Source organism: Achromobacter sp. ESBL13, from assembly GCF_036668755.1.
Lineage (GTDB): Bacteria > Pseudomonadota > Gammaproteobacteria > Burkholderiales > Burkholderiaceae_B > Achromobacter.
This window is the reverse complement of sequence record NZ_JAZEVT010000005.1, coordinates 450,915-473,058: the sequence shown is the minus strand read 5'-3', so window position 1 is coordinate 473,058 and position 22,144 is coordinate 450,915. Positions and strand designations below refer to the sequence as shown.

At 64.5% G+C, this 22,144-nt stretch carries 19 protein-coding genes; 3 read left to right on the top strand and 16 right to left on the bottom strand.

Annotated features, from left to right (window positions below; all coding sequences use genetic code 11):
• Positions 1–9 precede the first annotated feature (9 nt).
• The 10 genes from V6F88_RS21255 to V6F88_RS21210 all read right to left on the bottom strand — a co-directional run bounded on the left by V6F88_RS21255 (position 10) and on the right by V6F88_RS21210 (position 8,750).
• Positions 10–933: a type II secretion system F family protein gene (locus V6F88_RS21255; protein WP_332612003.1), complete on the bottom strand. Its 924-nt coding sequence runs from the start codon at positions 931–933 to the stop codon at positions 10–12.
• A complete protein-coding gene (locus V6F88_RS21250) occupies positions 933–2,294 on the bottom strand; it encodes a CpaF family protein (RefSeq protein WP_332612002.1) in 1,362 nt (453 codons plus the stop codon). Before V6F88_RS21250 ends, V6F88_RS21255 begins: the two co-directional genes overlap by 1 nt.
• Before the next feature lie 34 nt (positions 2,295–2,328).
• The gene (locus V6F88_RS21245) at positions 2,329–3,669 is read right to left on the bottom strand and encodes a pilus assembly protein CpaE (RefSeq protein WP_332612001.1); all 1,341 of its coding nucleotides are present in this window, start codon (positions 3,667–3,669) and stop codon (positions 2,329–2,331) included.
• Positions 3,666–5,036, bottom strand: a complete 1,371-nt coding sequence (locus tag V6F88_RS21240; protein WP_442880372.1) for a type II and III secretion system protein family protein — start codon at positions 5,034–5,036, stop codon at positions 3,666–3,668. Before V6F88_RS21240 ends, V6F88_RS21245 begins: the two co-directional genes overlap by 4 nt.
• Before the next feature lie 64 nt (positions 5,037–5,100).
• Entirely contained in the window at positions 5,101–6,069 is a 969-nt protein-coding gene (cpaB, locus tag V6F88_RS21235; RefSeq protein WP_332611999.1) for a Flp pilus assembly protein CpaB, read from the bottom strand.
• Positions 6,066–6,545, bottom strand: coding sequence for a TadE/TadG family type IV pilus assembly protein (locus V6F88_RS21230; protein ID WP_332611998.1), 480 nt, complete (start codon positions 6,543–6,545; stop codon positions 6,066–6,068). The genes cpaB and V6F88_RS21230 overlap by 4 nt, the downstream gene beginning before the upstream one ends.
• Before the next feature lies 1 nt (position 6,546).
• Positions 6,547–6,987: a TadE/TadG family type IV pilus assembly protein gene (locus V6F88_RS21225; protein ID WP_332612062.1), complete on the bottom strand. Its 441-nt coding sequence runs from the start codon at positions 6,985–6,987 to the stop codon at positions 6,547–6,549.
• Positions 6,954–7,475 (bottom strand): A24 family peptidase, encoded by a 522-nt coding sequence (locus tag V6F88_RS21220; RefSeq protein WP_332611997.1) that lies wholly within the window; start codon positions 7,473–7,475, stop codon positions 6,954–6,956. Before V6F88_RS21220 ends, V6F88_RS21225 begins: the two co-directional genes overlap by 34 nt.
• 151 nt (positions 7,476–7,626) lie before the next feature.
• Positions 7,627–7,806 carry a Flp family type IVb pilin gene (locus V6F88_RS21215; RefSeq protein ID WP_332611996.1) on the bottom strand — a complete coding sequence of 60 codons (180 nt, stop codon included), beginning with the start codon at positions 7,804–7,806 and terminating at the stop codon, positions 7,627–7,629.
• Positions 7,807–7,919: 113 nt separating this feature from the next.
• Positions 7,920–8,750 (bottom strand): MHYT domain-containing protein, encoded by an 831-nt coding sequence (locus tag V6F88_RS21210; protein ID WP_332611995.1) that lies wholly within the window; start codon positions 8,748–8,750, stop codon positions 7,920–7,922.
• Between the two features lie 489 nt (positions 8,751–9,239).
• Here V6F88_RS21210 and V6F88_RS21205 point away from each other — a divergent pair, with 489 nt between their 5' ends.
• The 3 genes from V6F88_RS21205 to V6F88_RS21195 all read left to right on the top strand — a co-directional run bounded on the left by V6F88_RS21205 (position 9,240) and on the right by V6F88_RS21195 (position 13,628).
• Positions 9,240–10,949 (top strand): ShlB/FhaC/HecB family hemolysin secretion/activation protein, encoded by a 1,710-nt coding sequence (locus V6F88_RS21205; RefSeq protein WP_332612061.1) that lies wholly within the window; start codon positions 9,240–9,242, stop codon positions 10,947–10,949.
• Between the two features lie 375 nt (positions 10,950–11,324).
• Positions 11,325–13,055: a collagen-like triple helix repeat-containing protein gene (locus V6F88_RS21200; protein ID WP_332611994.1), complete on the top strand. Its 1,731-nt coding sequence runs from the start codon at positions 11,325–11,327 to the stop codon at positions 13,053–13,055.
• Between the two features lie 27 nt (positions 13,056–13,082).
• The gene (locus V6F88_RS21195; protein ID WP_332611993.1) at positions 13,083–13,628 is read left to right on the top strand and encodes a MarR family winged helix-turn-helix transcriptional regulator; all 546 of its coding nucleotides are present in this window, start codon (positions 13,083–13,085) and stop codon (positions 13,626–13,628) included.
• 69 nt (positions 13,629–13,697) lie between these two features.
• Here V6F88_RS21195 and V6F88_RS21190 read toward each other — a convergent pair whose 3' ends face one another.
• The 6 genes from V6F88_RS21190 to V6F88_RS21165 all read right to left on the bottom strand — a co-directional run bounded on the left by V6F88_RS21190 (position 13,698) and on the right by V6F88_RS21165 (position 22,081).
• Positions 13,698–15,386 carry an ABC transporter ATP-binding protein gene (locus V6F88_RS21190; RefSeq protein WP_332611992.1) on the bottom strand — a complete coding sequence of 563 codons (1,689 nt, stop codon included), beginning with the start codon at positions 15,384–15,386 and terminating at the stop codon, positions 13,698–13,700.
• On the bottom strand, positions 15,383–16,891 hold the full coding sequence (locus tag V6F88_RS21185) for an ABC transporter permease (protein WP_332611991.1): 1,509 nt from the start codon (positions 16,889–16,891) through the stop codon (positions 15,383–15,385). Before V6F88_RS21185 ends, V6F88_RS21190 begins: the two co-directional genes overlap by 4 nt.
• Positions 16,892–16,896: 5 nt before the next feature.
• Entirely contained in the window at positions 16,897–17,874 is a 978-nt protein-coding gene (locus tag V6F88_RS21180; RefSeq protein WP_104144273.1) for an ABC transporter permease, read from the bottom strand.
• Complete coding sequence (locus V6F88_RS21175) at positions 17,871–20,105, bottom strand: ABC transporter substrate-binding protein (protein WP_332611990.1); 2,235 nt, start codon at positions 20,103–20,105, stop codon at positions 17,871–17,873. The genes V6F88_RS21180 and V6F88_RS21175 overlap by 4 nt, the downstream gene beginning before the upstream one ends.
• A gap of 104 nt (positions 20,106–20,209) precedes the next feature.
• Positions 20,210–20,860: a thermonuclease family protein gene (locus V6F88_RS21170; protein WP_332611989.1), complete on the bottom strand. Its 651-nt coding sequence runs from the start codon at positions 20,858–20,860 to the stop codon at positions 20,210–20,212.
• Between the two features lie 168 nt (positions 20,861–21,028).
• Entirely contained in the window at positions 21,029–22,081 is a 1,053-nt protein-coding gene (locus tag V6F88_RS21165) for a magnesium and cobalt transport protein CorA (protein WP_332611988.1), read from the bottom strand.
• Positions 22,082–22,144 lie beyond the last annotated feature (63 nt).

Here is a 22,144-nt window from a genome sequence, read left to right as displayed (position 1 = left end):
TGCCTTCCCTTAAATCGACTTGGCCATGCGATACAGCCAATAGCAGCCGCCTATTTGCAGCACCACGGCGGTCAGCAGCATCTTGAAGCCCAGGGGGTCTTCCCACAGGCCCATGAACAGCTTGTTGTTGGCGACGATGATGAAGCCGGCGATCCCCACCGGCAGCAGCGCCAGAATCCATGCCGACAGGCGCACTTCAGCCGAGCTTGCCGTCAGTTCATTGCGCGCCTGCGCCACGTCGCGCATGAACGCGGCCATGCGTTCCAGCACCTGGTCGCTGCGCCCGCCGAAGCGCATCGCCAGCGACACCACGGCCGCCACCATGTACAGCTCTTTCAGGCCATACATGCGCGACACCTGCACCAGCGCCGCGTCCAGTTCCTTGGCCGACCGGCTCAGGCTAGCCGCCGTTTCCACCACTTCCAGCAGCGGTTCGTCGGTGGTGGCGGCGGCTGTCTGGAACGCCGCGCCCATGCTGTTGCCGATGGTGATAAGGCGCACGATGTTGTCCAGAAAGGCGGGCAGCTGCGCAATCATGCGGCGCCGGCGCTTGTCGGCCCGCAGCCACAGCAGGAAGTACATCAGCACGGCCAGCATCACGAACGACACAATGCCCGACAGCGGCCCCAGGAACACCCAGGCCAACACCGCGCCCGCCACCACGGGCACCGCCGTGCGCAGATAAAAGCCCGGGCTTTGGCGCACGCCCGCCAGCAACAACAGCCGGTCCCAGCTGGAAAAGCCGCTGCGCATCGCGCGCCCGCCTTCGGCAAACGGTGCTTCTTCGGGCGTTTCCCGACCGCGCTTGAGCTGGTTTTCCAGAAACGCCGAGCTGGCCGCGCGCCGCGCGCCGCTGTTGGCATGACGCCAAAGCAGCACCGCGCCCGAAGCCATCACCAGCGCCAGCGCGCCCAGGATCAAAGCGTCTTGCATCAGCGCCTCCGGCTCCAGAACCCCCCGCCACCGCCATCGTTGTCGCCGGACGGGTTGTCGTTGACGCGCTGCTCGTTGCGCAGCTTTGCCAGCTTGGGCGTGTGCGGGTGGATGCCCAGCCAATTCCAGCGGTCTTTCTCTTCGCCCTCGGGCGTGGTGAAGACTTCGTGGCGATACAGTTCCTGCGTAGAGATGACGTTGTCGCCCATGCCGGTAACTTCCGTCACGGACAACACGCGCCGCTTGCCGTTGGACAGGCGGCCGATCTGCACAATGAAGTCCAGCGCGCTGGCGATCTGGCGGCGCAGGCTGTCCTCGCTGCCCTGGAACCCCGCAAAGCCCGCCAGCATTTCGATCCGGTACAGGCATTCGCGCGGCGAGTTGGCGTGGATGGTCGCCATGGACCCTTCGTGGCCCGTGTTCATCGCTTGCAGCATGTCCATCACTTCCGCGCCGCGCACTTCGCCCACCACCACGCGGTCGGGGCGCATGCGCAGGCTGTTGCGGATCAGTTCCCGGATGCTGACCGCGCCGCTGCCGTCAAAGCCGCCTTGCCGCGACTCCAACCGCACCACGTGCGGATGGTTCAGCGACAGTTCGGCGGTGTCTTCCACGGTGACCACGCGTTCCGTTTCCGGTATGAAGAACGCCAGCGCGTTCAGCAGCGAGGTCTTGCCCGAGCTGGTGCCGCCGGACACCAGCACGTTGCAACGGTTCTTCACCGCCTCGTGCAGCAGCCGGTAGATGTCTTCGTCGAAGGTGCCCAGCGTCAGCAGATCGGCGGGCTTGAGCGGGTCCTGGCGGAACTTGCGGATCGACACCATCGGGCCGTCCACGGCCAACGGTTCGATCACCACGTTCAGGCGGCCACCATCGGGCAGGCGCGCGTCCACCATGGGGCTGGACTCGTCCAGCCGCCGGCCGATGGGCGCAAGAATGCGGCGCACGATGCGCAGCACATGCTGGTTGTCCGTGAAGCGCAGCGTTTCGCGCGCCAGCACGCCGCGCCGCGAGACGAACACGTTGTCGTAGCCGTTGATCAGGATGTCTTCAACGGCCGGATCGGCAAGCAGGTCTTCCAGCGGCCCCAGGCCGGCCAGTTCCTTGGTCAGCGCCTCGGCGATCAAGCGCATTTCGCCTTCGTTGATCGGCACGCGCCGCAAGCGTACAAAGCTTGCGACTTCGATATCGACGAACTCCTGGATGGCCGATCGCGCCCAGCGGCCGAACTCCGCGCCCAGTTCCTCGATGCGCGACAGCAGGTGTTCGTACGCCGCCGTCTTCACTTCCTGAAAGCGGTTCGACGATACAAAGCCCTTGTCGCCGTCACCGCCGAATTCTATGGTCGCTGTCATGATCATGTCGGATTCCGCCGCCGTCCCGTGTCGCTTGCCGTTAACCGACGATCATGCGGCGGTGCACGCCGGGCAGCCATGTGGCCAGCCAGCTAGCCCGCCCGCCGGGGGTGTTTTCTTCCGCGCTGAGTTTTTCCGCCAGGGTCTGCACCGCGCGCACATAGACATCGCGCTCGGCCTCTTCGTGCAGCAGGTGGCCCTGGTTGGTGCATACCATCAGGGCCAGCGTGCGGTCCGGCAGCGTGCCCACCAGATCCAGTTGGAAGCGGTCGGCAATCTGCTGCGCCGTCATGCCGTAGCGTTCGTCGTAGCGGTTGACGATCAGGCCCAGGCTGCGGCGGTCAACATGCAGTTGCTCCAGCTCTTGCAGCAGGCCGGCCAGCGACACCAGCGCCCCGACGCTCTGGTCCGTCACAATCCAGTTCTGTTGAGACGAGCGCGCCAGGCCCGCCACGAATTCCGGGTTGGTGAACCCGCCCGCATCCGCTACGACCACGCCGAAGTGTTGGCGCAAGCGCTCGAACACCAGCAGGGAGTCGGATTGCGAAACGTCGCGCATCTGGGACAGATCGCGCGGCAGCGCCAACACGCTCAGACCGTTGTTGGTATGGGCCATCGCCGAACCCAACAAGGTGGAATCCAGCCGGCGCAGGTTGCGCGCGGCTTCCGCAAAGTCAAAGTCGCTACCGATATTCAGGTAAAGCTGGCAATCTCCCACCGGCCAGCCCAGGTCCATCAACGCTACGCGGCTGGCCAGGGGCAGCAGGGCGCCCGACTGTTCGGACGGCTTGACGGGCTTGGCGCCGTTGGCGCTGGCGCGTGCAACGTGCGCCTGCTTCAAGCGGTCTTGCACCATGCCGGCCAGATGCACGGCCAGCGTGCTGGTGCCCACGCCCGGACGCGCGCCCAGCAGCAAGACGCTGCGCCGCGAACCATCCATGCGGCCACCCCCGGCCGGCACGTCTAGCAGCCGCAGCACCACTTCCTTGACTTCCTCGGGTGCGACCGTGGGGTCCACGAAATCGCTGACGCCCGCACGCAGCGCCGCGATGGCGCCTTCGGGCTGGCTAAGAAAGCCGACCGCCACTCGCGGCACCGTGGGCGCGATACGCGCCAGCAAGCGTGCCAGCTCGGCGGATTTGAACAGCTTGCCCGGTTCGTCCTCACTAAGGGTGAAGTCCAGGAAAACCACTTGCGGTCCGATCTCGGTCAAACGCCGCGCCAACTGTTCGATGCTGGGGGATTCCTGGGTCAACATGCCCATGTCTCCCAAAGCCTGTCCAAGCTGCGCGGCGACGCCATCGCCTTTTGAGCAAAACAGGAACCGCTTGCCGTTTTGCAGGCCAACCCACTCGCTGGCATGTGTCTTCATATTACTCACCGTGAAAAGCCCGGCATTTGCTGCCCGCCTACCGGGCCCATCAGGTAATAGCCCCAGGCATTGAAAGTTGAATCTGCTGCTTCTTGACGGCCACCTGGCAGCGGCAGCGTCACGCCGCGCGCAATCGGGCGCACCAGGCGCGGCGTCACGACGATGACCAATTCGGTGTCCTCTTGCGAATAATCCACGCTGCGAAAGAAGGCGCCGATGATCGGCAGGTCGCCCAGCATGGGCACCTTGTTGACCATTGCCTTGGTCTGGCGCGACACCAGGCCGCTGATCACGAAGCTTTCGCCGTCGCCCAATTCCACCGTGGTATCCGCCCGGCGCGTGCGCAGCGCGGGGATGACGGTGTTGGCGTCAATGGAGATGCCGTTGCTGTAATCCAGTTCACTGGCCTCTGGCGCCACCTTCAACGAGATGCGATCGCGCGACAGCACGGTCGGGGTGACCGTCAGGCCGATACCGAATGGCTTGAAGGTCACCGTGGTGGTGCCCAGGCCGCCCGCTTCGGGAATCGGCAGTTCGCCCCCTGCCAGGAAGCTGGCGCTTTGACCCGTCAACGCGACCAGCGTGGGTTCGGCCAGCACGCGCGCCATGCCGTTGCTTTGCAAGAGGCGCAGGCGCGCCGAGAAATTGTTCGTGTCATAGAACAGCGAGAAGCCCGCGGCGATCGGGCCGCCCGGCGTGAACCCCAGCGGCGAGGCCAGCCCCGTCGGGGATATGGCGCTGGCGCCGGCCCAGGGGCCATTGCTGGCGGCGAAATTGATGCCTGCCTGCTTCATCACTGACCGCGACACTTCCACGACCTTGACCTCGACCTGCACGACGCCGCCCGCACCGGCGGTGGACACGTCCACGACGTTCTTGTCGCCCACGGCCGCGGCGGCAGCCTTGGCCGCGGCAATCTGCGCCAGCGGGGTATCAGCGTGGCCGGACACCACCGCGTGGTCGCCCGCGATATCCACGTTGGGGCCGCCCTGCACGCCGCGGCTGGCCAGGGCCGCCTGCACCGACGTGGCCACGCGCACGTTCCAGATCTGCGGCGTGGGGCTGCTGCCCGTCCATATCTGCAACTGTGTCGTGCCCGCCTTTTTGCCGTACAACAGCAGCGAGCCGGCGCGCTTGCCGGAGGGGGGCAGAATCTTCACGTCGGCCACCTCGGGGTCGCCGATGGCAATGCGGCTGGGCGCCGCGCCATCAAGCATGAGCGATTGCTGGCCCTTGACGGCCACCGCGATATCACGGACCGGTGCATTCGCCGACGCCGTGGACGCGGCGCCCTGGGCCAGGCTTGGGGCACCGTATGTCATTGCCGCTGCGGCCGACAGGACGCAGATCATGGTGGTGCGCTGATATCTTTTCATTGTGCTGGATCTGTTTGCTTCTAATGGTCCAGCCGCGGGCGGCACCTGCCACGCGCAGCCAAGTTCAATAACGAACGCGCTCGGATTTGTCTCCCCGCACGATTTCAACGGTACGGCCGCCGCCGCCGCCACTGCCGGCCGTGGGTGCCGACACCCGGCTGGCGGGCGCCCGGGCGGCCGGCGTGGCGCCTTCAAGCTGCACCAGGCTGTCGCCTGCAAACGCGCGGTTCGGACCCGTCAACAAGGCTTCGCGCTGCGCGGGGCTCAGGTCAGCGCGAGTGGGCAAGACCGTGCCGCGCCTGGCGAACAGCGTGGCGTCGGGCACGGCGTCATCGCCCACCGGGCGCAACGCCAGTTGCAGACGGCCGGCACGGCTGGCCAGGATCAGTTCGTTGATCTGTTCGACCGGCACCGCCAGCACCGCTGTACGCGCCGGCTGCCCGGGGCCTTGTTGCAGCACCGATTTTTCTTCGGGGCCGTCCACCGAGCTTTTGCCAAAGGCCAGCACGCGCAACTGCGATTGCAGCAAACGGGCCTGGCCGCCGGAAATTTCCTGGCCTTTTTCCACCATGAAGAACACGTCCACCAGGTCTCCGGGCGCAATGCGGTTGCCGCCGCCGACCACTTCGTCAACCGCGATGGCCACGGCGCGTTCGCCGGGCTTGAGCTGCTTGGCCAAACCTTGCGCCAACAGGCTGGGAACGATGGGGTCACCCGCCGCGATGTCCACGCGCGCAACGGCGCCTTCCAGCGGAGCCGGGGTGTTGAAGCTGTTGGAAAGAGCCACCTGCCATTGCGCCACCGTCAGCATTTTTGCAGCGTCGATGCGCGTGCCGGCCGGAATGGCTTCCTTGGCCACAACCACATCGTGCAACGTCACTTGCGGCGCGGTCGCCGGCGCCGGCGCGGTGGCGACCGGTGACGGATTGGCGGGCGGCGGGCCGGAATGGGACGCCAGGCGCCACGCCAGGAAGGCCAGCACCAGGCCCGCCACCAACAACACGCCCGCGATGATCTTGCTAATACTGCTCATGGTGTCCCTTGCGATATCTGCACGATGGCTGTCGACGACAACCTGCTGGGAACCCAGTTCGTGTTCGTGCCGGGCAGCATGACGATGAACGATCGCAATGTGGCCAGCAGCGGCCAGGACTGGGTGTTGTAGGTCATGGCGACGGTGGCGCAATTAGCCACTTCGCCCCCGGATCCGGCCCAGGCGCAGGGCGCGTTCGTGGTGGCGCACGCCACCGCGGACCCGGTCGAGAAAATGCTCATGGCAGCCGAACAGGCATCGGCCTGAACGTTGGCGCTGCCGCTGATCTGCGCGTGCACGGCGGCGCGCGCGCCCTCACCGGCGGCGGCGGCCAGCTGTTGCTGCATCCAGAACAACACGCCATAGCCCACCACGGCGCAGATGAAGATCAGCAACATGGTCAGGGTCAGCGACAGTTCAAGCGCGGCAATGCCGCGTTGGCGCGGTGGCGCAAAACGGGTTCGTGGCAGCGCCATGTCAGCCTCCCACGCCCAGCGTGTTGCCCAAATGGACCGTGGCGCGCGCGCTAAGCACACTGGTGGACGGCATCAACACGGTCTGCAACAGTGGAAACGACGGGATCAACGGATGCGCGCCGTAGGCATACGACACCGTCACTTCAATTTGATCGGCGGCCAGCGGCTGACCGCTACAGGTGCCGCCCGCGCTGCTGCTCAAGGCGCCGCCGCTGCCGCAGACCGCAACCTTGATCGGCGCGGCGGACATGGACGACATCCAGGACGCAATATTCAATGCGGTGTCGCGGCCTGCGTTGGCACGCGCCGCCAGCGACGTGGTGCCCGCCTGCCATTGCAGGACCTTGCGGGCGCCGTCCTGCGCGGCCAGCGTGACGGAATTCTGAGCAAGAAACACCAGCCCGTAGGTCAGGATGCCGTAGAGCACCAGGAAGAACACCACGAATACCAAGGCGAATTCAAGGGCATAAGAACCACGCTGAGCGCGCCAATACCCAGGTACATGGCATACGGAATCTGGCGCAGCCGGTGCGACACCGCCCAATAGCGCGCCACCACCACATACGCCAGTGCGTGCAGCCCGGCCAACAGGCTTGCCAGCACCATCACCAGCACCAAAGGGGCAAACCCCATCGCCAAACCCAGGATGGCGATCGCCTTGATATCGCCCGCGCCCATCAGGCGCCGGCCCCAAAGCGGCAAGAAAAGAATGGCGGCCAGAAAGCCTGCCCAACACATCAGCCATCCCGTCCAGAGAGGCGGATACGTCCATCCAGGCACGAGCGCGGCGGCGGCAAGCCAAAGCAGCTGTGCCACGAAGCCCACCACGATCAACGTGTTGGGTACGCGGCGATAGCGCAGATCGTTGTAGATCAGCACCACATTCCAGCATGCGAACAACAGCAGCCACAGCACTTCCCCTGGATACAAGGCAGGACCTTCTGATCAAGCAGATTCAACGGCAGGCTTGCTCGTCCAGAAGAGCAAAACCCGTGTCAAGCAAGCAAACTCGGCCTTAAGCCACGTACCGCGATGGCCCGACACGTTGGGTCATAGCGGTACGCGTTAGCGCGCTAGGGGGTCAACCCCCGTTTGCGGTATTGAGCTTGGTGCCGAGCCCCGTGAACATGTCGCCCAGGGCGTCGGTGAACGTCCCCACGGCAGCGATGAGGGCCACTGCCACCAGACCCGCGATCAACCCGTATTCCAGGGCGGTGATGCCATCTTCGTCGTTCCAGAACTGCGCAAGTTTCGCTTTCATGTCGAGCTCCTAACACTCGATTGATAATTGAGCCGATCCGCGTTGCGGTGCCGACCCCCTATTCCCGGTATTTGCCGCGTTCGAATGAAAATCCGAATGCATACCGGGCCCTGCTAGCCCGGCCCCAATGTGGAGCCGGGCGCCTTGCCGGGTTCGGCCACGGGCGCCGATTCAATAAATGAGTCAATACGCTGCGCCATGCGTGAGCGGAAACGGCTGGACGCGCGTTGCAGTTGCCAACGCATGATCAGCAACATGACGGCCGACAGCACGAACGCGATATAAGGCAGCATCACCCCGCCGATTTGCAGGCTGGACGCTTCGCGGGGCGTTGAACAGATAACCGTGCCGGCCGCCGCGCCGGTGTAATGCATGCCGCAAACAGCCACTGCCATCAAAATGGCCGCGCCGCCGCGTTGAAACTCGTTCTGGGTATTGAACGCCAGCCACAACGCGGCCGAAGCCGCAATTACGGCGATAAGCACCGATAAAACGACAATGGGCAGATTCCAAAGCAGCACCGCGGGCATGCGCATCGCGCCCATGCCCAGATAGTGCATCGCCGCCACGCCAAGGCCGGCAGCCATGCCACCCACCAGGCAGCGGCCAAAGGTGAAGCGTTCGCGCCCCACATACCAGAATGCCCACCCGGAAAACCCGGCGGCAACGAAGAAACTGAGTATGGTCAGCCCGACCTGATAACCGACATCGAAAGGCAGGTTCTGCGCCTGCATGCCGATGAAGTGCATGCTCCAGATGCCCACGCCGCCCATGGCCACCGCGCCGATGATGATGTAACCGATGCGCAGGTCGCCGTCCTGCGTTTCTGTGCGGATGCCCGCCGCTGCCAGCAAGGCAACGTACGAACCGAGTACCGCCGTCAGAAACGACAAGGCGACCAGGCCGCCATTGAACGAGAGCGGAACAATATCGCCCGGGTTCATGAAAGGCCCCGACGAAACAGCGGCAAACGGTGAAGCGGGATCGGTTGATCGCGCCAATGATTACTGGGGTGATGCGTGCCCATCTTGTGGACTCCCGGTGGCTCATAACCGATGTGTTTTTGAAACGTTTATATAGTCTTATCTATTAACATTTAATACACATCAGGGTTTACACGTATATTCGCAGCACATTGACCACCGACATGTAACGAATACAGCAAAACTAAGGTGAACCTAATAACAATCCCCTAGTTAACCCTTATAAAAGTTAAATATTTTCTTTCATGAGAATGTCTATATGTTGTAATCCCGTCGTGCCCGATCGGTCACACTGAAATAATTTGTTGTTAACTCCGTGCACTGGCACCATATTGCCTACGACACGCTGAAGCAATTCTTACCAACGCTGTGTCCCTATATCGATTCAGTATTCCCGCAATATCGAATACTCATCGGGACGGCGTTGGCCGATACAGAGACACACTGGCAATGAGACGTACGTACCCGGCAAGTTCGCTTACCCTCGCCCTGATCTGTACGGCCTTCCTAAGCGCTCCCGCGCGCGCGGATGGCCCTTTGCGAGGCAACCCCGTGGATTCGGTCCCGCAGCTGGAAAGGCCACCGGGCGCCACCCAACCACCTCCCGTCGTGCAAACGGCCACCCCCGAGCAATTGGCATTGCAGGCGCGGCTGGCTCAACGCATCGTGCCCCGCAATTTCGATGTCAGCGGCGTGCATGCCATTCCCTTCGACGAGGTATCCGCAATACTCAGCCCCTTGTCCGGCAAGGAAATCAGCCTGGGCGAATTGGTCCAGCAGGTCGATAAAATCACGCAGCTGTATCGCGACAAGGGCTACCCCCTTTCGTTTGCACTCGTGCAGAACCAGACATTTGCAAATGGCCTGGTCGTGGTGACCGTGGTCGAGGGGTTCATCAGCAATGTGCGCATCGAAGGCGATATCGGTAACGCCCAGGATCGCCTGGACACCCTGGCAGGACCGTTAAAAGAGGATCGCCCGCTTAAGCAGGCCACGCTGGAGCGACAGTTGAATCTGATGCGCACGGTGCCGGGCGTTAAATTCACACCCAGCCTTGATTTACCGCGCCGCGCCGACGGTGCCACCGAACTGGTATTGAGCGCGACCCGGCATCCGTTCAGTTTGACGGGTGGCGTGGCCGACTTGGGTACCGGCATGCAGCCCTTGGTCAATGTGGGCGCCAGCAGCCTTACCCCATTGGGTGAACAAGTCAAACTGACCGCGGCGGTACCCTTCAATACCGACGACGTGAAATATGTAATGGGCGAAATCAGCGTGCCCATCGGCGCTGACGGCCTGGCCGTGAAAGTGGATGGCTACCACTACGACGCCAAGCCCAAGGACGACGCGATCGAATATCTGGGTTTTGAGCGACGCGTGAAAAACGACCGCATCGGTATCGGGGTCAGTTACCCGATCCTGCTGAGCAACACGCGGTCGCTGACGGGCACGGTGGGCATGTACGCCGCCAATTCCAAAGACCGATATGAATCGCGCAATGCCGATCTGTGGTTGCAGCAGGATGCCCGCGTGCGCGCCGCGAATATCGAATTACGATATATACAGTTGTCGGAAATCCAAACAACCGACATAACCGCCAGCGTGTCGAAGGGCTTCGATGCGGCGGGGGCAAAGAAGGACATCTCGAGCAATTACGGTTATTCCGCCACGCCGATTCTGGACCTGGATTTCACCCGCTATAACCTGAACGCCAAACAGACTATCGCACTGCCGGCCCAGTTCGGCCTCACCTTTTCGGGCGCTGCCCAATATTCCAGCAATATATTGCCCTCGTCCGAGCAGATCTCTTTTGGTAGCTGGCGTTATGCAATGGGATACCCGCAAGGAGAACAAAGCGGCGACAAGGGCGTGGGCGTATCCGCCGAAATCAACCGGCGCTTTGGCACCGGGTGGGAATACCTGTCGGCCGTCCAGCCTTATGCCCTGATCGACTATGCGCGCACCTGGTACAACAACAAGGGCTTGCAAGAGCTGAACCAGCGGCACCTTTCCTCGGTAGCGCTGGGGCTGCGCTTTACGGACGATAAATACTATCTGTTCGATTTCAACGTGGCCAAGCCAATCGGATCCGCTACGGTCAATAACGACCGCGACGTGCGCTTCAACGCCAACTATTCGCTGTTCTACGACGCGTTCTGACGCACCGGATACCCGACCCCTTTGGCGCCTGCTCCGACAGGCGCTTTTTTTTGCCCGGCGATCAAAGGCAAAAGCGGGCTTATTTGCGCCTGTTCCCAACACCGCGTTACGTAACGTCGCCCGTAACGTAACGTCGGATAACCGGCCATTCGTAACATTCGCAGGCTTTTTATGGTCGCAAAAGTGACTAATTCCCAAGCCTGGTAGAAACCCTGGAATTATTCATATCTCGTTGAAAATAAAGGTCTTTTTCCACCAACACAGGCGCAGGCCCACGCAATATCGGCGTTCTTGAAAAATCTTGGCACGGATTATGCATGTAGAGCGGTACCGGGCGGTTTCAACGCCTGATCTACCAACCCCGAGGAGCTCGCCATGATGTCCAAGATTGAAGCCAACCGCATTCAACGCATTTTGACCGCCACCGTCATGGCCGCTGCTGTCGTCAGCGCGCTGGCCGCTTGCGGAAGCAGCGGTGGTAGCAAGAAAACCGCCGGCCTGCCCGGCATCGATATCCCGACCAACCCCGGCGGCACGAATCCCGGTGGCACCAATCCCGGCGGCACCAATCCCGGCGGCACGAATCCCGGCGGCACCGACCCCGGTAATCCTCCGGTCAATCCGGTGACGGCAGGCTTGCTGCAAACCGGGCTGGGCAACACCGGAAACGCGCTGGACAACACCCTGCCGCTGAATTTGGGTCCGACGCTGGGTGGCGTGGGCAAGGCGTTGGATCCCACCGTGGAACCGGTGGTCAATACCGTGGTCGGCCTGACGCAGCAAGTCGGGGCCACGACGGGGCTGGGCGCACCCGTAGACGGCGTCACGACCCAAGTGGGCGGCCTGGTCAGCGACCTGGGCGGCACCGTCAAGAACGCCGGCCTGCCTGGTGGCTTGAGCCCCGGCCTGGGCGGCCTGGTGGACGGCCTGGGCAAGACGGTGGCGGGCGCCGGCGACCTGCTGAACGCGGATCCCGCCAACCCCAGGCCGCTGACGTCAGTGCTGGGCAACGCCACGAACTCGGTGGGCGCCTTGACGGCGGGTCTTTCCGGCCAAGGCGGTTTGCTCAACCCGGTTACGCAACTGGTGGGCGGTGTGACGGGCGGCGTGTTGGACGGTTCGTCCAGCCCCGTCTTGCAGCCGGCCCTGTCGAATGTTGGCAAAACTGTGGACAACGTACTGCCGCTGGGGCTGCAACCCGCACTGGGCGGGGTGGGCGGCGCGCTGGACGTGAACGTTGCGCCGATCGCCGGCACGGTCACCAACCTGACGCAGCAAGTCGGGGCCAAGACGCAATTGGGCGCCCCGGTGGCCGGCCTGCTGACCAGCCTGGGCGGGACGCTGGCCGGCGCGGGCGGAACGTTGCCGGGTAACACAGCCGGCCTGAACGGCGTGTTGCAGGGCCTGGGCGGGGCGGTGGCCAGCGCGGGCGGTCTGGTCCACGCCACGCCGGGCAATACGAACCCGCTGGGCTCCACGTTGGCGAACGCGACCGGCGCCGTGGCGTCGGTGACCGGCGCACTGGGCCTGGGTGGCGTGACGGGTGGCGTGACCGGTGGCGGCACGGGCGGCCTGCTCAGCCCGATCACCGGCATCCTGGGCGGCGTCGGCGGCGTGGGCGGAACGCCCGCGGCGGGCGGCGTGAACGGCCTGTTGGCCCCGGTGACCAGCTTGCTGGGTGGCGTGACGGGTGCGGTCGGCGGTGCTACGGGCGGCACGACGGGCGGCGCGGCCAACGGCGGTTTGCTGGGTGGCTTGCTGGGTGGTGTGACCGGCGCCACGGGTGGCACGGCGGGCGGCGCCTCGGGCGGCGCGGTCGGCGGCGGCCTGCTGGGTGGCGTGGTGGCCGGCGTGGCCGGCGGCGTGTCGGTGGGTGCGACGACGGGCACGGGCGCCGGTGCAGGCGTGAGCGCCGGCGCCGGGGCCGGTGCGGCAGCCGGCGGCGCGGCGGGTGCCGGCGCGGCAAGCAACGGGGGTCTGCTGGGCGGTCTGCTGGGTGGGGTTACCAGCAGCTTGAACGGCGGTTCAACGGCGGGCGGCACCTCGGGTGGCGCTGCCAACGGCGGATTGCTGGGCGGTTTGCTCGGCGGTCTGGCCAAGAAGTAAACAACTGATCCGCCTAGGAGCGAAATCATGCTGCAACAAGAAACGATCGCCCACCATGAGCATGTGACCGTGATGCCAGAATCCCGCACGAATGAATTGCGACCGGGCATGCTCGACGATATCGCCCTGATGTTGGGACGACAGTTCTCGGTGTACAACGCCGCGTGCCAGTCGGCCCTGGCGGACAAGCTGGGCATCCCCCTGGCGGATCTGAAAGCGCTGGAACTGGTGATGGAGTTCGACGCCTTGCCCACCGGGCAACTGGCTCAGTTGATGGGAATCAGCTCGGGTGGCGCCACCGCCTTGATCAACCGGCTGGAGGCGGCTGGTTATGTGCAGCGCGGCCGCCACCCGCTGGACCGCCGGATGATCGTGATCCGGCCGGTCGAGGAACAGTGCCAGCACCTGGCGCAGGAGCGCCAGTGGGTCGCCGACGCGGTGATGTTGATGGCGCGACGCTACGACACCGCCGAACTGGAAACCGTGCATGCCTTCCTGGCGCAATGCGTGCGCGCCTTGCGGCACGACACCCTGGTCTGGCTGGAAACGCCGACGTCCCATCACGAGCTTTGACGCGGCGGGCGTCTCACCAGGACGCCACCCCGCCACGCGCCCTGATTCTCCCGGATCAGGGCGCGTTTTTCATGGGCCGAACTGCAAGCGCGGCACGGCCGCAAGCAAACGCTGGGTCAGTGGCTGGCGTGGCGCATGCAGCACGGTATCGGCATCGCCAAGCTCGACGATGCGCCCGCCGTCCATGACCGCGATGCGGTCGGCCAGATATTCCACCACCCCGAAGTTATGCGTGATGAACAGATAGGCGATGCCCAGCTCGTCCTGGAGTTCACGCAGCAGGTCCAGGATCTGCGCCTGCACCGACACGTCCAGCGCGGACGTGGGTTCGTCGCAGATCAGCACCTTGGGCTCGACGGCAAGCGCCCGCGCGATGGCGATGCGTTGGCGTTGCCCGCCGGAAAATTCGTGCGGGTAGCGCGTCAGCGTGTTGGCCGGCAGGCCGACGCGTTCGATCAACTGCGCGGCATGGGAGGCGCGTGCCTGGGCGCTCATCGAACGCCGTAGCGATGCCAAACCTTCATCCAGGATGTCGCCCACGCGCATGCGCGGGTCCAGCGATGCGTAAGGGTCCTGGAACACGATCTGGATGTCTTGCCGCAGATCGCGCAGCGTGCGGCGGTCGGCCGTCAGCAAGTCCTTGCCTTGCAGCATGGCGCGGCCCGAAATGCGCGCGCCGTCGATCAGGCGCAACAGTGCCTTGCCGGTGGTTGTCTTGCCGCAACCGGACTCGCCCAGCAGGGCCAGCGTCTCGCCCGCGCGCAGCGTAAAGGTAACGCCGTCCACCGCCTTGACCCAGGACACGACACGCCGCAAAGGCCCCTTGCGCACGGGGTAATGCACCTTCAGGTCTTGTACGTCCAGCACCATGTCGCCCGCGTTACCGGGCGCGCGTGGGCGGGCGCGCTCGGCCTTGCCGGCGCCGGCCTCGCGGCCTTGCCGGGACAGCGGCGCACCACGTTTGTCGAAGGTGGGAATGGCGTCGAACAACTGGCGTGCATACGGATGCTTGGGCGCGCGGAAGAATTCCTCGGCGCTGGCGCTTTCCACGATTTCACCGCCACGCATCAGCGCGACGTGATGCGCCACGTTCTTGACCACGGCCAGATCGTGCGTGATCAACATCACCGCCATGCCCATTTCGCGCTGGATGTCGGCCAGCAAGTCCAGCACCTGCGCCTGCACGGTCACGTCCAGTGCGGTGGTGGGCTCGTCGGCGATCAACAGCAGCGGCTCGGCCGCCAAGGCGATGGCGATCATCACGCGCTGCTTCTGCCCGCCCGAAAACTGGAATGGGTAGTCGTCCACACGGCGCTCGGGCTCGGGAATGCCCACGCGGCGCAGCCAGTCGATGGCACGCGCGCGCGCCGCCGCGCCGCGCAAAGGCGTATGCGCCGTCAGCGTTTCGATGATCTGGTCGCCCACGCGCATGACCGGGTTCAGGCTGGTGGACGGCTCCTGGAAGATGATGCCGATACGGCCGCCACGCACGCCGCGCATTGCGCTTTCAGGCAGGCGGTTCAGGTCCTGGCCATCCAGGTCGATCTGCCCGCCCACGATGCGGCCCGCGTCGGGCAGCAAGCGCAACAGCGCCAGCGCCGTCATGCTCTTGCCGCAACCCGATTCGCCCACCAGCGCGAAGGTCTGGCGTTGCGAAATGGCCAGCTCCAGGCGCTTGACCGCGTGCGTCATGCCGCTTTCCCCGGCTATGTCCACGTCCAGGCCGCGTACGTCCAGCAAGATGGAATCCTGGCTCATGGCGCTTCTCCGGATTTCGACGGACGCGGCTCGGCGGCCAGCGTCTGGCGGCGGCCAAACCAGCCGCCCAGGCGCGCCATGCGGCTGGGTTTGTAGCGGCGCGTACGCGGATCGAACGCGTCGCGCACGGCATCGGCAAACAGGTTGGCCGCCAGCACCAGCGCCAGCATGAACAGGAATGCGGTCATCAGGCTCCACCAGATCATGGGATCGCGGGACATTTCCAGGCGTGCCCCGTCAATCATCGAACCAAAGGAATTCATGCTGGGGTCCACGCCGATGCCCAGGTAAGACAGCACGGCCTCGTACAGGACCAGCCCCGAGAATTCCAGCACCACCGTAATCAGCACCAGATGCGCCACGTTGGGCAGCAGGTGGCGCGTCATGATGCGCCAGTGCGACACGCCGAATGCACGCGCCGCCTGCACGTATTCCAGCTCGCGCAGCTTCAGGGTTTCGGCGCGCAGCAGACGGCACAGGCCGGCCCAGCCGGTCAGCCCAAGAATCATGCACAGCAGGAACAGACGCAGGTCGGCGCGGGCGACAGAGGTGTCGAACAGGTCGGCATGGTTGTCGATGTACACCTGCATCATCAGCGCGCAGGCGGCCACCAGCAGCACGCCGGGAATTGATGTGATGGTGGTGTACAAGTACTGGATGGCGTCGTCGACCTTGCCCTTGAAATACCCGGCCGCGATGCCGAAGATGATGGCGGGCGGCAGCATGGCGATGGTGGTCAGGCTGCCGATGACAAGCGCCGTGCGGATGCTTTTCAGCGCTTGCCACAGCACGTCGTTGCCGATGCGGTCGGTGCCCAGCGCGTGGTAGCCGCTGGACAGGCCGGCCAGCGTCCCCGCCGTCAGGCACAGCAAGGTGAACGTGATGGCCATCGCGCGCCAGGGCACGTCGGAATCGCCGGCCAGCAAAATCCGCGCCGCCTGCCTGCCCGACCGCGCGCGCCGCGCCAGCAAGGCAAACAGCAGGGCGGCGCATAGCAACGCCACCGCCAGGCCGCCGGCCAGCCCCCAGCCCAGGCGCTTCAACACGTCAGGCACATGCTGGGTATCCGGATCGGTCACGTGCGTGGCGGCGCCGCGCAGGCGCGGGAAGTCTCGCACCGGCTTGTCGTTGACCAGCATGGTTTCTTTCAGGAACAGCTTCACGGCCAAGGGCTGCGAGTAGTTTCTTTCGGGTTGCGTCAGCACGGTGCCGGCCAGCAGACCGTCAAGCGCCGACTTGACCACGGGCGCGTAGATGGGCGCCGCGTTGGCGGCGGCGCCGGGCGCGGGCGGAAGTTGCGGGCGATAGTGCACGGAATCCAGCAGCCCCACCACGGTGAACGCGGCAAGAATGACGGCCGAGCACATTGCCGGCGTGTCACGCGCGACACGCCCCCAAGTGGCGCGCAGATTCGGGCTGCGGCGCACGTGCCAGACATAGGCCAGCGCCCCCAGCACCATGAGCCACAGCGCGATGTCGGTCCAAAGGAAGACGATCTTGGGCATGGCGGCTACTCGAATCGAACGCGGGGGTCAGCCAGCGTGTAGGAAATGTCGGCCAGGATCAGCCCCACGATGTAGAGCGCGGCGCCCAGGAACACCATGGCGCGCACCACCGAAAAGTCCTGCGCGTTGATGGCGTCGATGGTGTAGCTGCCCAGGCCGGGGATGCCGAAGAAAGATTCGGCGATCAGGCTGCCCATGAACAGCAGCGGCAAGGCGGCCACCGTGCTGGTCAGGATGGGCAGCATTGCGTTGCGCAGCACGTGCCGAAACAGCACGACGCGTTCGGCCAGGCCCTTGGCGCGCGCGGTGCGCACGTAGTCCTTGCCGATTTCTTCCAGGAACAGCGTGCGGTAGAAGCGCGCCTCGGGCCCCAGCCGCGACACAATCGCGATCAGCACCGGCAGCGCCAGGAACTTGACCACGTCCAGCCCGCCTGAAAATCCCGAGAACGGCACCAGCCGCATCAGTTTGGCAAACACCCACTGCCCCGCGATGATGTAGAACAGGCTGGAAATGGACAGCAGCAGCACGCAGACGACCACGCCCCAGAAGTCCAACCGCGTGGCGCGAAAATACACCAGCGTCAATGAAAAAACGATGCTGACAAACAGGCCCAGGATGAAGGTGGGCACGGCCAGCGCCAGGCTGGGGCCCATGCGGGTCTGGATCTCGCGGCCGATGTCGCGCCCGCTGTCCGATGCGCCGAATTCCATGGCCAGCAGCGGCACCGAGCGTTGGTAGAAGATGGTGTCGGTCAATTGCGCCGTGCCCTGCGCGCGTTCGTTGAAGAACAGCGGTTTGTCGTAGCCGCGTTCCACCTTCCATTTTTCCACCGCGTCCTGGCTGGCGCGCTGGCCGCCGATGGCCAGGCGCGCCATGTCGTCGGGCGTATTCACGGCAAAGAACAGGATGAACGTGAACAGGTTGACGCCGATCAGAATCAGCACGCCATACAACAGCCGGCGAATGACATAGCCGATCATGATTGATGCTCCTTGCGGACCGCCGGGCCGAAGGCGGTCTGGCGTTCGCGGCGTTTAAGCGCCACGTACGAAGGCCAGATCGCCAGCGCCAACAGCAGCACGAACAGGCCGATGGGCCACCATCTTGGGACGTTCCATTCATCGATCTTCTGCTGGCGCAGCGCGGGATCGATCTTCATGTATTGCAGGGTATTGCGCACCATCTGCGTGGGTTTGGCGTTGCCGACCCACTGCTGATAGGCGCCGCCCGACATCGGAAAATAGCCGAACATCCAGGGCGCATCCCGCTGCACCACCGCCACCATCTTGGCGATCAGCTGTTCTTTCTCGGGGCCGTCGTCCAGGAACTTCATCTGTTCGAACAGCTTGTCGAATTCCGGGCTTTCGTAGTTGGCCGCGTTTTCGCCGCCCCCGCGCGCCTTGGCGTTGGGGCCGTACAGCAGAAACAGAAAGTTCTCGGCGTCCGGGTAATCCGCGTTCCAGCCCCACAGGAAGATCTGCGCGGCGCCGCGTTTCATCTTGTCCTGAAAGCGGTTGTAGTCGGTAGAACGCACGTCCAGCTGCACGCCGATCTTGGCCATCTGCCGGCGCATCCAGTCAAAACGCGGGTTCGACCCGCCGCCCTGCATGGCGTCGTAATACAGCACCAGCGGCGCGCCGGTCTTGGCGTTGCGGCCGTCCGGGTAGCCAGCTTCGGCCAAGAGGCGCTTGGCCACGTCGACGGACTTGCGCACGGGTTTGCCGTCGACCAGGTCGTACACCACCGGGTTCACGCCTTCAGGCGGATCGCGGTAGCCCAGCACGCCGGGAGGCACCGGGCCCTGGGCCACGGACGCCTGATCGTTTTCAAAGACCGTGACAAATTCTTCCCAGTCGAACACGATGCTGATGGCCTGGCGCAGCTTGCGGTTCTTTTCCGCCTGCTCGGGCGTGTCGCCCTTGCCCACCACCGGGTCCAGCCAGTTAAAGCCCATGTACCAGTTGGCGGTTTCCACCGTGGTAGGCAGGCGGATGCCGTGTTCGCGGTACTGTTTGGCCTTGTCCTGGCTGTCGCCCGCCGCCACCAGCATGGCCACCCCGTATTCGCCGCGTTCGATTTGCGGCACGTCGTAGTAGCCCTGCATGAATTTGCCGATCAGCGGGATGGCTTCTTTTTCCAGGCTGAAGACCGCGCGGTCGATGAAGGGCGTGGGCTTGCCGCAATCAGCCAGCATGCCCGCTTCCTTGTCGCCGGGTTCGCCTTCGCAGGGGTAGGCTTCGCCATGGAAGTTGGGGTTGCGCACCAGCACGTGGCGCCGGTTCTGCAACGATTCCGCCATCATGTACGGTCCGGTGCCGACCGGCCAGGTGTTCAACGACAGATCATGCGCGGCCATGCCGGGCTGGCTGTAGAAGCGGTCGGCCTCCCAGGGGATGGGTGCCGTGAAGGTCATCGCCAGCCAGTACTTGAACTGCGGGTACTTGCCTTTGACGCGGATGCGCAGCGTGTGCGGGTCCAGCGCCTGGATGCCGGTGAAGCCGTCGGCGTCGCGCAAGTCCAGCCACGACGCGGCGCCGCCGCCGGGCAGGTCGCGGCGCAGTTCCTGGTCGCGCTTGCGCAGGCGGTCGCCGTATTCCTGCATGCCGACCACGTGGTCCGCCATCACCGAATAGATGGGCGACACCACGCGCGGGCTGGCCAGCCGGCGAAACGCATAGACGTAGTCGTCCGCCGTCAGCTCGCGCGTGCCGGTGCGCGGAAAGTCGGGGATGTAGTACTTGTCTTTTAGGTCGTCTTCGGAAATCGGAAAGTAGTCGTAGCTGCCGTCCGTCTTGCGGGCGAACGCGGGGTGCGGCTGGTAGCGCACGCCTGGGCGGAGCTTGATGTCGTAGATGCTTTCAGCGATTTGTTCGCCCGGCGCATCGGCGGGCAAGGGCTTGCCCTGAGCGTCCAGATACTGCGGCGGATCAATGGTTTGCGCGGCGCGCGGCACCAGCTCGTAGGGCCGTTTCAGGTAGTGATACCCGTACAACGGCTCGTAGATGTTGTAGGTATAAGGGGTTTCGTCGCCGGAATAAGAGCTTGCCGGGTCCAGGTATTTGGGCGAACGCTGGACAAACGCGGAATAAAGCGTGTTCTGGCTTTCGGCGCCGGACGGATACGGGCTGTTGATCGGGCTTTCTTGAGAGCAGCCCGCCAGCGCCAGCAACATCAGCATGGCTGTCGCCCTGAGCCGCTTCATTGCAAGCATGGAAACCTTCCCTTCAAAACGTTGCGACAGAGGATAGCAAAGGCGGGACGCAGCCAGTACCCAGGCATGCCCTAGCGGGGCCACGGGACGGCCGCCGCCGCCCATCACCCGCACTGGCGCTGGCGCCAGCAGTCATAGCGCCACTTCCAGGGTTGCATGGCGCCCTCTTTGGCCCAAAGGCCGCGCTTGGCGTCCTGGGCTTGGCGTTGCAAGCCCGTCATGGCCTTGTCGCGCAGGTAATCGCCGCGTCTGGCCGTGTAGGCCCAGGCGTAGCCGGACTGCACCTGCAAACGGTTGGCCGAGCGGCCGTCATCCAGAATCAGCGCGCACACGTCGCGGCCGTACTGGTCTTGTTCGTAGCATTGGGCGGTCAGGGTCTTGCCGGCGACCAGATCCGCCAGGTTCTTGCGGGATGCTTCGGCAAAGGGCTGGCCGGGCTGATCAGCGCCATGGCCTTCTTCAGGCGCATCGATGCTGTCCATGCGAATGCGCCGCTGGCCGTCGCGTGCGCGCAGCGTGACGGTGTCGCCGTCGGCCACATTGACGATCGCGCCGGTCAGCGTGTAGCTGCCGGGCGGTATGCCGCCGGCCGAGGGCGGGCGCGCGTCGGCCGAGGGCGGGCGCGACGGGCTGGGTGAATCGCCCTGGCCCGACGGCTGTAGCCAATTGACGATGGCGCCGGCCGCCGCAAGAATCAAGGCAATGATCAGGGCGGTCAGCTTGCCGCCGCCGCGAAATGGGGGTTTGCCACGCACCGGCCGGGCTCCAGGTAAGAAACGCGGCAAGTGTGCCACAGGCGGTCCGCATTTCGGCAAATACAGCGTACGGAAATGTCCCGGTCGCTTGCCCTGCCGAACGTCTCGCCCCCCAGCCGCCCAGGCTTGCTTCCTGACCTGGCGTGCGCGTGGTTGCCTGCCCGCCCTTTATAGCCAGCCGGACTTGCGGAACCGCCAGTACAGAACCGAACAGATCGACGCGATGACGCCCAGCGTGATGGGATAGCCCCAGGGCGACTTCAGTTCCGGCATGAACTCGAAGTTCATGCCATAGATGCCGGCAATCGCGGTGGGCACGGCCAGGATGGCGGCCCAGGACGCCAGCTTGCGCGTCGTGTCGTTCTGCGCCGCCTGGCCGATCATCAGGCTGGCTTCGAAGGCGAACGCCAGCGATTCCCGCAGCGCATTGAACAGCTCGTCCACACGCAGGACGCGGTCGGCGACTTCGCCGAAATACGGGCGAGCGTGCTCGTCCACCGCCGACATCTCGACGCGCGCCAGTCGACGGCAGATTTCCGCCATCGGCGACACGACGGTGTGGATGCGCAACAGGTCGCGGCGCTGGCGATACAGCTTGCGGATATCGGAATCCTTGGCGCCACGGATCAGCAGCTTCTGTTCGGCGCCTTCGACCACGCTTTCGATCTTGCCGGCCGCCGCCACGTAGCGGTCAACCAGCCAGTCCAGCACTTCGGACGCCACGTAGTCGCTGCCGCGCTTGAGCAGGTCGGGCGAGGCTTCCAGGCGTTCGCGCAGCGGGCTGTGCGCCGCGGTGGCGCCGCGCCGCACGGTGACCAGAAAGCCGTCGCCGATCAAGAGCTGGGTTTCGCCGAAGACGGGCCGTTCGGCCTCGACCTCGACGGTGATGGTCACGATCAGGACCATGTTGCCGTAGTCGATGATCTTGGGCCGCCGATGCGGCTCAAGCATCTCTTCCTGGTTCTTGCCACAAGCGCCCAATTCACCCGTGACACGGGCCAGCAATTCGGGCGTGGGGTTGCGCAGGCCGATCCACAGCATGCCGGGCGGTTGCCCGGGGCTTAGTCCGCTTGATTGGCCACTGTTCTGGCTGCTATACCGGCCGATGTGCTGCCCGACTTCATCGATGGGTACTTCGCGGTCGCGGCGGCCGTTCACATAGGCGATGGACGCCACCACCTCGCCCTTGTGGACGTCGGCGAAATTCTCTTCAGCAGACATGGATACCCTTTGGCAATGCGAGCCCTACGGCACAACTTATGGCATCGGCCGATGATAGCGCAG

Coding starts and splice junctions, on each gene's coding strand:
- V6F88_RS21255 (WP_332612003.1), bottom strand. CDS start 933: ATGCAAGACGCTTTGATCCTGGGCGCGCTGGCGCTGGTGATGGCTTCG.
- V6F88_RS21250 (WP_332612002.1), bottom strand. CDS start 2,294: ATGATCATGACAGCGACCATAGAATTCGGCGGTGACGGCGACAAGGGC.
- V6F88_RS21240 (WP_442880372.1), bottom strand. CDS start 5,036: ATGAAAAGATATCAGCGCACCACCATGATCTGCGTCCTGTCGGCCGCA.
- cpaB (WP_332611999.1), bottom strand. CDS start 6,069: ATGAGCAGTATTAGCAAGATCATCGCGGGCGTGTTGTTGGTGGCGGGC.
- V6F88_RS21230 (WP_332611998.1), bottom strand. CDS start 6,545: ATGGCGCTGCCACGAACCCGTTTTGCGCCACCGCGCCAACGCGGCATT.
- V6F88_RS21215 (WP_332611996.1), bottom strand. CDS start 7,806: ATGAAAGCGAAACTTGCGCAGTTCTGGAACGACGAAGATGGCATCACC.
- V6F88_RS21210 (WP_332611995.1), bottom strand. CDS start 8,750: ATGAACCCGGGCGATATTGTTCCGCTCTCGTTCAATGGCGGCCTGGTC.
- V6F88_RS21205 (WP_332612061.1), top strand. CDS start 9,240: ATGAGACGTACGTACCCGGCAAGTTCGCTTACCCTCGCCCTGATCTGT.
- V6F88_RS21200 (WP_332611994.1), top strand. CDS start 11,325: ATGATGTCCAAGATTGAAGCCAACCGCATTCAACGCATTTTGACCGCC.
- V6F88_RS21195 (WP_332611993.1), top strand. CDS start 13,083: ATGCTGCAACAAGAAACGATCGCCCACCATGAGCATGTGACCGTGATG.
- V6F88_RS21190 (WP_332611992.1), bottom strand. CDS start 15,386: ATGAGCCAGGATTCCATCTTGCTGGACGTACGCGGCCTGGACGTGGAC.
- V6F88_RS21185 (WP_332611991.1), bottom strand. CDS start 16,891: ATGCCCAAGATCGTCTTCCTTTGGACCGACATCGCGCTGTGGCTCATG.
- V6F88_RS21180 (WP_104144273.1), bottom strand. CDS start 17,874: ATGATCGGCTATGTCATTCGCCGGCTGTTGTATGGCGTGCTGATTCTG.
- V6F88_RS21175 (WP_332611990.1), bottom strand. CDS start 20,105: ATGCTTGCAATGAAGCGGCTCAGGGCGACAGCCATGCTGATGTTGCTG.
- V6F88_RS21165 (WP_332611988.1), bottom strand. CDS start 22,081: ATGTCTGCTGAAGAGAATTTCGCCGACGTCCACAAGGGCGAGGTGGTG.